The 8,983-nt window shown below is 66.1% G+C and carries 10 protein-coding genes; 2 read left to right on the top strand and 8 right to left on the bottom strand.

All coding sequences use genetic code 11. The annotated features are described in order from the left end of the window. Window positions 1-540: 540 nt before the first annotated feature. Window positions 541-1,011 (bottom strand): MerR family transcriptional regulator, encoded by a 471-nt coding sequence (locus tag JOZ76_RS16100; protein WP_291699641.1) that lies wholly within the window; start codon window positions 1,009-1,011, stop codon window positions 541-543. A 123-nt stretch (window positions 1,012-1,134) separates the two neighbouring features. Here JOZ76_RS16100 and JOZ76_RS16095 point away from each other — a divergent pair, with 123 nt between their 5' ends. Next, on the top strand, window positions 1,135-1,521 hold the full coding sequence (locus tag JOZ76_RS16095) for a thioredoxin family protein (RefSeq protein WP_291699639.1): 387 nt from the start codon (window positions 1,135-1,137) through the stop codon (window positions 1,519-1,521). 2 nt (window positions 1,522-1,523) lie between these two features. Beyond that, window positions 1,524-2,246, top strand: a complete 723-nt coding sequence (locus JOZ76_RS16090) for a cytochrome c biogenesis CcdA family protein (protein WP_291699637.1) — start codon at window positions 1,524-1,526, stop codon at window positions 2,244-2,246. 220 nt (window positions 2,247-2,466) lie between these two features. On the opposite strand, the gene JOZ76_RS16085 is transcribed toward JOZ76_RS16090, so the two are convergent. The 7 genes from JOZ76_RS16085 to JOZ76_RS16055 all read right to left on the bottom strand — a co-directional run. After that, window positions 2,467-3,360, bottom strand: coding sequence for an SMP-30/gluconolactonase/LRE family protein (locus JOZ76_RS16085; RefSeq protein WP_291699635.1), 894 nt, complete (start codon window positions 3,358-3,360; stop codon window positions 2,467-2,469). Between the two features lie 240 nt (window positions 3,361-3,600). Continuing rightward, the gene (locus JOZ76_RS16080; protein ID WP_291699633.1) at window positions 3,601-4,686 is read right to left on the bottom strand and encodes an aldose epimerase family protein; all 1,086 of its coding nucleotides are present in this window, start codon (window positions 4,684-4,686) and stop codon (window positions 3,601-3,603) included. A 251-nt stretch (window positions 4,687-4,937) separates the two neighbouring features. Then, window positions 4,938-5,864 (bottom strand): Gfo/Idh/MocA family protein, encoded by a 927-nt coding sequence (locus JOZ76_RS16075; protein ID WP_291699631.1) that lies wholly within the window; start codon window positions 5,862-5,864, stop codon window positions 4,938-4,940. A 2-nt stretch (window positions 5,865-5,866) separates the two neighbouring features. Continuing rightward, complete coding sequence (locus JOZ76_RS16070; protein WP_291699629.1) at window positions 5,867-6,655, bottom strand: FadR/GntR family transcriptional regulator; 789 nt, start codon at window positions 6,653-6,655, stop codon at window positions 5,867-5,869. Beyond that, on the bottom strand, window positions 6,652-7,683 hold the full coding sequence (yjfF, locus tag JOZ76_RS16065; protein WP_291699627.1) for a galactofuranose ABC transporter, permease protein YjfF: 1,032 nt from the start codon (window positions 7,681-7,683) through the stop codon (window positions 6,652-6,654). The genes JOZ76_RS16070 and yjfF overlap by 4 nt, the downstream gene beginning before the upstream one ends. Continuing rightward, window positions 7,680-8,663, bottom strand: coding sequence for an ABC transporter permease (locus JOZ76_RS16060; RefSeq protein ID WP_291699625.1), 984 nt, complete (start codon window positions 8,661-8,663; stop codon window positions 7,680-7,682). Before JOZ76_RS16060 ends, yjfF begins: the two co-directional genes overlap by 4 nt. After that, window positions 8,660-8,983 (bottom strand): ATP-binding cassette domain-containing protein (locus JOZ76_RS16055; RefSeq protein ID WP_291699622.1); only part of this gene is annotated, 324 nt, incomplete at its 5' end. The genes JOZ76_RS16060 and JOZ76_RS16055, both read right to left, overlap by 4 nt.

The following is an 8,983-nucleotide window of genomic DNA, read 5'->3' as shown; positions in this document are numbered from 1 at the left end:
CCGAGCTCGTCGCGCTCAAGGCCGCTGACGCGCCGCCTCCGGCGGTGGCCTTCGGCCAGCCTTGACCGCGTCTCACTTCGGCGCAAAAGAGCGCCGCCAACAAACGACGCCCTCTTGACAACTTACTCCCCATACAAGGTTCAGCCGAATCATCCCGGCATTCCCTGCGCGACGGTTTTAACGCTTATGGCGCGCTCTCCCTGGGAACCGGGCTTTCTTGCTCCCATCGCCACGCGGCTCGTCACCGCAAGACTTGGCCTCAGCGTCGGGAGGCCAGGACCACGCGCTTTTGCGTCCGCTTCAGCGCCCTTCGTCCGCACGAACTACTCGCGCGCGTCGCCAAAGCGTCCATCGCATCCCCGCTCCACGTATCGTGACGATCGGCCGAAACGCCCCTCTTGGTCGAGCGCGGGACGGCACGGATCATGCTTCCGATTTATGGAAATGTCAAGCCGTATTTTTGAAATTCAGAATAAAGCCGCTTGCCGCGGAACGATGGGACCGGCACGGCCCCATGTCTTGCCGGAGCAGCGATCATCATCAGTCCGCGGCCGGCGTCGCCCGCGTGCGCGCCGGAGCGCAGCACGAGGATGGCGACTTGGCGAGGTCCTCGATGATCACGCAGGCACCAGCCGGGCCTCCCGCGCATTGCGTCGTGCAGGCATCGACAAAGGCCTTCAGATCGCGTTCGAGCGCCCGCAGATCCTTCAATTTGCGGCGCACCTCGTCGAGATGCACCTGTGCGAGGTCGCGGGCCGCGACGCAATCGCGCTCCGGCGATCCGGCAAGCGCCACCAGGTCGCGGATCTGCTCGATCGAAAATCCGAAATCCCGGCACCGACGGATGAAGCCAAGCCGCCTCAAATCCGCTTCGCCATAGACCCGGTGGCCGCCGCGGCGGCGGCTTGCCTCCGGCATCAGGCCGATCTCTTCGTAATAGCGGATGGTCGGCACCGTGCAGCGCGTCTCGGCAGCGAGAGCGCCAATTGTCATATCATTGTGATCGCGCATGTTTTGCCTCTTGAACCTCAAGTTACTTGAGGTGCTACCGCTCCTGCAAGAGGTCGCGCGTTTCCCCGCCGCCAGTGGCGGCCAGTTTCGCGACCTTCACCTCGCGCCAAAGGAGCACCTGTCATGACCATCCGCGCCCTGTTTCTCAGCATTGGGCTGCTCGTCGCCGCTGCCACGAGTTCAGTCGCCGCCGAGCGCCTGAGCTACGAACCCAAAGCCTTCCAGAGCGCGCTGGACGCGGGCGGGCCGGTGCTCGTCCACATCACCGCGCCATGGTGCATCGAATGCAAGGCGCAAAAGCCTGTTGTCGCGGCGCTGGCCGAGACACCCGATTTCAAGAACCTGACCATCGTGGACGTCGATTTTGATACCCAGAAGGACGCCTTGCGCGCCCTGAAAGTGCAGACGCAAAGCACGCTCGTCGTGTTCAAGGGCAAGGAGGAGATCGCGCGCGCCGTCGGCATCACGCGCCCCGAGGCTATCGAAGCGTTGATGCGCCGAGCGCTATGAGCATGGACGCGCTGTCCTACACGCTGGCATTTGTCGCTGGGCTCGTTTCCATCTTCTCGCCCTGCGTGCTGCCACTGCTGCCGGTGGTGCTGGGAACGGCCGTCTCGCATCACCGGCTCGGTCCGGTGGTGCTGACGGCCGGTCTCGCGCTTTCGTTCCTCGCCATCGGACTTTTCACTGCAACGGTCGGTTTCTCGCTGGGCGTTGACGGCGACAAGTTTCGTGCGGTGGGCACGATCCTTCTGATCGTGGTCGGCGTGGTGCTGGTGACGCCGCCATTGCAAGCCGGCGTTGCGCTCGCCGTCGGGCCGATCGGCCGTTGGACGGAGGAGCGTTTCGGCGGAGCCGACAGAAGCGGCCTCGCCGGTCAGTTCTGCGTCGGCGTGCTGCTCGGTGCGGTATGGACCCCGTGCGTCGGCCCGACCCTGGGTGCGGCCGCGGTGCTGGCCGCGCAGGGCCGCGATCTGGGCCAGGTCGCGGTGACGATGGTTCTGTTCGCGATCGGCACCGCGATGCCTCTGCTGCTGCTGGGAGCGCTGTCGCGCGAGGTGCTGCTGCGCTGGCGCGGACGCCTGCTGGCGACCGGCCGGGGCGGAAAGATGCTGTTGGGAATTGTGCTGCTTGCGACGGGCACGCTGCTCTCGAGCGGGATCGACAAGCCGCTCGAAACAGCCATCCTCAATGCCATGCCGGCAGAGCTGAGCGCGTTCGCGACGCGGTTCTGATTGATTCAGGCGTGCACGACCTAACGCAATGATGAGATGAGGTTCGATTGGAGCCGCATTGCAGGTGCGCTCCCTCCCCCGCTTGCGGGGGAGGGCTGGGGTGGGGGCGTCCGCGAAAAAGGCTGCAGCTGAGGCCGGGGCGGCTCCCACCCGCCGCGCAAGCGCGGCGACCTCCCCCGCAAGCGGGGGAGGCAAACGGAGAGAGTGGCTTCATCGCGCTTTAGCTCAATCTCACGTCCGGCTCTGGCTTGCCGCGCACCTGGGCGTCGAGCACGAAGGTGCGGCCATGCTCGGGATCGGCGGTTCGCGCCGCTTCGTCCATGTGCTCCCAGGCCGTGGTGACGAGGAGGCGCGACAGGTCGCGCCCGACGAAGGCGGGACAGGTGGACTGCTTTGCCGGCACGTGCAGCGAGCGCAGCAGGCGGCCGGCGCCGTCGCGGACGTCGACGCGGCCAAGGCCGAAACGGGCATTCCAGATCAGGCCGTCGGCATCGACGATGGCGCCGTCCATGCCGTGCTCGCCCTCGACGATCGCCGCCGGATCTGCCGTTGGCAGGCCGGTGGCCGGATCGAGCGGCACGCGATTGAGCACCAGCTTTCGCGTGTCGGCGAAATAGCCGACGTCGCCGCCCGGCGAAAAACAGATCGCATTGGGGATGGTGATGTCCGAATACAGTTTTCGGAGCTGCCCGCGATGCAGCGCGTAGATGGTGCCGGCACCGGCTTCCGCGCTGCGTCCCATGGTGCCGAGCCAGAACGTGCCGGAGGGATGGACACGCGCATCGTTGCAGCGGGTGACGGGATTGTCGGCCTCGACCGGCAACAACAGCTCGATGCGGCCGCTCGCGATCTCGCGCACATAGAGCCCGTCGTCGCAGAAGATCAGCTGCCGTCCGGCGTCGATCCGCGCCAGCGCGCTCGCCATCTTGGGCAGCGTGTGAACGCGCGTCTGCCTGGTCTCGATACGGCACTCGAACAGCCGCCGCTCCAGAATGTCGAACCACCAGGCGGTGTCGGTCGCCCGGTCGTAGGTCGAACCTTCGCCGAGGTGACAGTGCTCGGCCGACAGAACTGCTGTCGGCACGTTTTCGACTGAGGGATCGGTGATCGGCATGTGTCCTCCGCAACGGTTATTCAGGCATGCGGTTGCGGCTCACCTCTCCCCGCTTGCGGGGAGAGGTCGAAATTCACGCAACACGCGTGAATTTCGGGTGAGGGGGAGTCTCCACGATCTCAGTCCCAGGAGACTCCCCCTCACCCCAACCCTCTCCCCGCAAGCGGGGCGAGGGGGCGCACCTTCGATGCTGCAACACCTCAAGCTAAACTCATCACTCCGGCTAACTTGAAATCGCGGCTAACCCGAAGCGGTCGCGAACCGATAGACGATCGTGCGCCGGTAGACCTCGCCCGGATCGAGACGCGCCGACGGAAAGTCCGGCCGGTTTGGCGTATCCGGCCAGGCGTGCGGTTCGAGGCACAGCGCGTCGGACTGCCGATGGAGCCGGCCGCCCTTGCCGCTGGTCGAGCCATCGAGGAGGTTGCCAGAATAAAACTGCAGCCCGACCTGATCTGTCAGAAGCTCGAACACACGTCCGCTCTGCGGCGCTTCGAGCCGCGCGGCGAGGCGAACGCCATCGCCGGCCGGCAGGCAGTAATTGTGGTCGTAGCCGCGGCCGAGCCGCACCTGCTCATGGTTGTCGCGGATCCGCGCGCCGACGGCGACCATCTGCCGGAAATCGAACGGCGTGTCCGCGACGCTCGCCGGCGGTCCGGGCAGCGGGATCGCTGTGGCGTCTACGGCGAGGAAGTGATCGGCCGGAATCATCAGATGATGATCGAGAATGTTTGTGCTCGACAGCACGCCGTTGAGGTTGAAGAAGCTGTGGTTGGTCATGTTGACCACGGTCGGCCGGTCGGTTGTCGCCTCATAGATCATCGACAGTTCCATCGGTCCCGTGAGGCGATAGATGACGCGGACATCGAGCCGACCGGGATAGCCGCACTCGCCATCGGCACTGACATAGGTCAGAACGACGGCAGGTTCGCCTTGTTCCGCGACGCTCTCGATGCGCCAGAGCTTGCGGTCAAAACCCTCAAGCCCGCCATGCAGCGCATTGGGGCCGTTGTTGGCGTCGAGGGTGACCTGCGTTCCATCGATCGAAAAACGCGCGCCCGCGATGCGGTTCGCGTAGCGGCCGACGGTGGCGCCAAAATACTGCCGCCGCGCGAGATAGCCGTCAAAGGCGTCATGGCCAAGCACGATGTCGTCGATGCCCCCGGCCCGGTCAGGCACTTTGAGAGACTGCACCGCCGCGCCGTAGGGAATGATGCCGGCTTCGAAACCGTGCGCTCCGCGCAGGATGATGCGTTCGACCGTCCTGCCGTCAGGCATTGCGCCAAACGGCGCCCGCTCGACGCGCGCTTCTGAACTCGAGGTCATGGGCCAAGCACAAGAAGTTTGGGTTGAACTGCTACCGCATCGAAGCTGCGCCCCCTCTCCCCGCTTGCGGGGTCGCGCGAGCAAGAGCTCGCGCTGTGAGGGTTGGGGTGAGGGGGAGTCTCAAGGGACTGAGTTCGCGGAGAATCCCCCTCACCCGGATCGCGCCTGGGCGCGATCCGACCTCTCCCCGCAAGCGGGGAGAGGTGAACAGCTCGCACTCCCCGCCCCGTTCCGACAGAACTCAGCATGCGTTAATCCTCGAACGGCTCGACTGCGCGGCGCAGGCCGAGCGTGAAGGCGTCGGCGACGAGCTGTTGCGGGGCGAGGTCGACCTCGCAGATGCCCTCCGAGGCCAGCTCGACGAAGCGCTGATAGAGGCCAGGATATTCCGCTTCCTTCTCCTCGACCAAAACCTCTTGTCCCTCGGAAAGGCGGGCACCGCCGCGCGAGAGGGTGATGGGTCCCTTGTCGGTCTCGAAGTGGATATCCCAGCTCTGCGGGCCGGTCTGGCGGAAATCGAAGCTGGCATGGATCGGCAGGCCCGAGACATCCGTCATGTCGAGCTCGGCCGCGATGGGAGCGGCGCGGTTCGACGGAAAGTCGAGCGCCGCCTTGGTCACAAAGACCGGCTCGGGTAGCACGCGGGTGAGGATCGACAGCGCATTGATGCCGGGATCGAACACGCCGAGCCCGCCGGCCTCAAAAATCCAGGCTTGGCCGGGATGCCAGACCCGCACGTCTTCCTTCCAGGTGATGGTCACGGCCGAGATCTGGCGGTTCTCCAGCAGGCGGCGCAACGGCTCGACGGCCGGTGCAAACCGCGAATGCCAGGTGGCGAACAGGGTGCGGCCATTTTCCCGCGCGGTGGCCAGCAGCGGCGCGATCTCGGACACGGTGGCGCCCGGCGGCTTTTCCAGCATCACATGCTTGCGCGCGGCCAGCGCCGTCACCGCCTGGCCGTGCCGGACCTGGGGCGGCGTGCACAGCGCGACGGCGTCGATCTCGGGCCCGTCATTGAGCAGTGCCTCCAGGGTCGTGAAATGTGGCACGCCCGGCAGCGAGGCATTGCGGCTGGCAACCGCGGCAAGTGTGATGCCGGGCACGGCCTTGATCGCCGGCACATGCTGGTCCCTGGCGATCTTGCCGAAGCCGACGATCGCGACGCGAATGTCCTTCATTTTCAGTCCCTGTGGTCGGCATCGCGCACCGTCGCCTCCACCTGATGGGACGGAGCGGTGGCATCGATGACAGTGGTGCCGTGCCGACGAATACCATTGAAAATCACCGCGGTCATCGCCGCAGACGCCGCCTGTGGATCGCCCTCGACGATCGCATCGACGATCCGCTGATGCCAGCTCAGGACGGTTTCGTGATCGGCGGGGTCGACGGGAGCGCTGAGCATGAAGGAAACCCGCAGCGCGGCCTCGATCACGCTGTCGACTGAACGCATGAAGGGATTGCCCGAGGCGTTGGCGACCGCGACGTGAAGGGCGAGGTCGCCGTCGGCGAAGGCGTTGGAGTTCGGCGGCTCGCGGCGCATGGTCTCCATGCTGCGCTTGAGCTCGGCAATGTCGGCCTCACTGCGGCGCGCCGCTGCCAGCGCCGCGGCGCGCGGCTCGACCGCAAGGCGGATTTCGGCGAGGTCGGAGAGGAAGCGCTTGTCGATCCCGACGTCGAGATGCCAGGCCAGCACGTCGGCATCGAACATGTTCCAGGCGCCGCGCCCGCGCACGACCGTGCCGACCCCGGCCTTGGTGGTCAGAAGGCCCTTGGCCACCAGCGTCTTGACCGCCTCCCGCAACACCGGACGCGACACGCCGAAAGTCTGGGTGAGGTCGGCATCGCCTGGCAGCCTGGCGCCTTCGGCATAACGGCCGGCGATGATGTCGATGCCAATTCCGCGGGCGACCTGCTCGTAGTTGGAATGCGCGCGCCGCGTCGGGATCACCACCAACCGTGACGTCGTCATGGGCTGACCCCTCCTTGACTGATCACGCTTGGACTGACCCCGCCTCCGCTGGCCACGCCAACGTTGCGCGGACGCGACCGGCTGGCAAGCCTCACCATGCCCTGCTGCAGCGCAATGAAGGCGAACAGCAGAATGCCCGTTGCGATCTTGGTCCACCAGCTCGACAGCGTCCCGTCGAAATTGATGTAGGTCTGGATCAGCCCCTGAATCAAGACGCCGATGAACGTGCCGATCACCGAGCCCTGCCCTCCTGTCAGCAGCGTACCGCCAATGACCACCGCGGCGATGGTATCGAGCTCGACGCCAACCGCCGCAAGCGAATAGCCCGCCGCTGTGTAGAAGGAAAACACGATGCCGGCCAGCCCCGCAAGGACGCTGGAGAGCATGTAGATGCGCACCGTCATCGCACCGATCGGCACTCCCATCAGGGCCGAAGCCGTCCGGTTGCCGCCGAGCGCGTAGACGTTGGTGCCGAACCGCGTGAAATGCAGAAGAATGCTGCCGGCTGCGACCACAGAGAGCATGATCAGCGCAATCGCCGAGAGCCGCCCTCCTCCCGGGAGTGCCAGACCAAAGTCGGAGACGGTACTGTAAAGCGGCGCGTTGATGGGCGTCGATTCGGTCGACATCAAGAAGCTGGTGCCGCGCACCACGAACATGCCGGCGAGCGTGACGATGAAGGGCGGCATGTCGAAGACATGGATCACCGCGCCCATCGCAGCGCCAAAGCCGGCGCAGAGCAGCAGCAGGAGCGCGAACGCGGCCGTTGGCGGCAGGCCGAGCCGCTCGGTGGTCAGGGCGATGAACACGGTGGCAAAGGCGATCACCGAGCCGACCGACAGGTCGATGCCGCCGGAGATGATGACGAAGGTCATGCCGATGGCGACGACGCCGAGGAATGCATTGTCGGTGAGCAGGTTGGCGACGACGCGGGTCGAGGCGAAATTCGGAAACTGAGCGGCGCAGATCGCAAAGCCCGCGACGAACACCAAGGCCGTGATCATGACGGGCGACAACAGGCGGTTCATGCGCGCGCCTTCCGAACGGCCGTGGTGATGTTCGCGAGCGCCGGCGACTGCAGCAGCAGCACGATCAGCACGACCGCGGCCTTGACCACGAGGTTGAACTCCGGCGGATAGCCCGACAGCAAAATGCCGGTGTTCATCGCCTGGATGATGAGCGCGCCACACACCGCGAGCACCAGGCTGAAGCGCCCGCCGAACAGCGAGGTGCCGCCGATCACGACCGCCAGGATGGCGTCCAGTTCGAGCCAGAGCCCGGCATTGTTGGCGTCCGCGCCCATGATGTCGGCCGCCGCGATGATGCCGGCAAGCGCGGCGCAGAGGCTACACCACATATAGACCGCGACGATCGTCAGGTGGGTGCCGACGCCGGAGAGTTCGCTCGCCCGCGCATTGCCGCCGGTCGCCTCGATCAGGAGGCCGAGCGCCGAGCCGCGCACGACGACGCCCGTGATCAGCAGCATGACGGCGACGATGACGACCGGGGCCGGGATGCCGAGCACCGCGCCGGTCCCAAACCAGACGAGATCGGGCGAGGTGAAGGTGACGATCCGTCCCGCGGTGATGAGCTGCGCGACGCCACGTCCGGCGACCATCAGGATCAGGGTGGCAACGATCGGTTGAATGCCAAGCACGGCGACCAGAATGCCGTTCCAGAGGCCGCAGGCGAGCCCGGCGCCGAGCGCGGCGGCCACCGCAACTGGCCAGGGACAGGAGTCCGCGAGGCTCGCCGCAATGGCGCCTGATATCGCCATGACCGCGCCGACCGACAGATCGATGCCGCGCGTTGCGATCACCAGGACCATGCCGAGCGACAGCAGTGCGACCGGCGCGCCGCGATTGAGCACGTCGACCAGGCTGCCGAACAGCCGCCCGTCCTGCAGGCGGAGATCGAAGAACTGCGGCGAGACCAGGCGGTCGATCAGCAGGATTGCGATCAGGGCGAGGATCTGCGCGAGTCCCCGGCGCGGCAGGGCAAGCTTCATGTCACACCTTCCTTCGCCGCGTCAGCGGCAATCGCCGAAAGGATCGAGGGCACGCTGATCGCATCGTCGCCGAGCGTGCCGACATGGGCGCGGTCGCGCAGCACCACGACGCGGTCCGAATAGGCGACGATCTCGTCGAGCTCGGAGGAGATCACCAATAGCGCAAGCCCCTTGTCGCAGAGCTCGCGGATCAGGCGGATGATTTCGGCATGGGCGCCGACGTCGATGCCGCGGGTCGGCTCGTCGAGCACCAACAGCCTTGGATCGATCGCGAGCCAGCGCGCCAAGAGCGCCTTCTGCTGGTTGCCGCCGGACAGCAG

Source organism: Bradyrhizobium sp., assembly GCF_019244115.1.
Classification (GTDB): Bacteria; Pseudomonadota; Alphaproteobacteria; order Rhizobiales; family Xanthobacteraceae; genus Bradyrhizobium.
This window is presented reverse-complemented; position numbering and strand designations above follow the sequence as displayed.

Excerpts from the sequence above, each read along its gene's own strand:
- JOZ76_RS16075 (WP_291699631.1), bottom strand. The coding sequence starts at position 5,864 with ATGAAGGACATTCGCGTCGCGATCGTCGGCTTCGGCAAGATCGCCAGG.
- JOZ76_RS16060 (WP_291699625.1), bottom strand. The coding sequence starts at position 8,663 with ATGAAGCTTGCCCTGCCGCGCCGGGGACTCGCGCAGATCCTCGCCCTG.
- yjfF (WP_291699627.1), bottom strand. The coding sequence starts at position 7,683 with ATGAACCGCCTGTTGTCGCCCGTCATGATCACGGCCTTGGTGTTCGTC.
- JOZ76_RS16100 (WP_291699641.1), bottom strand. The coding sequence starts at position 1,011 with ATGCGCGATCACAATGATATGACAATTGGCGCTCTCGCTGCCGAGACG.
- JOZ76_RS16080 (WP_291699633.1), bottom strand. The coding sequence starts at position 4,686 with ATGACCTCGAGTTCAGAAGCGCGCGTCGAGCGGGCGCCGTTTGGCGCA.
- JOZ76_RS16070 (WP_291699629.1), bottom strand. The coding sequence starts at position 6,655 with ATGACGACGTCACGGTTGGTGGTGATCCCGACGCGGCGCGCGCATTCC.
- JOZ76_RS16085 (WP_291699635.1), bottom strand. The coding sequence starts at position 3,360 with ATGCCGATCACCGATCCCTCAGTCGAAAACGTGCCGACAGCAGTTCTG.
- JOZ76_RS16090 (WP_291699637.1), top strand. The coding sequence starts at position 1,524 with ATGGACGCGCTGTCCTACACGCTGGCATTTGTCGCTGGGCTCGTTTCC.
- JOZ76_RS16095 (WP_291699639.1), top strand. The coding sequence starts at position 1,135 with ATGACCATCCGCGCCCTGTTTCTCAGCATTGGGCTGCTCGTCGCCGCT.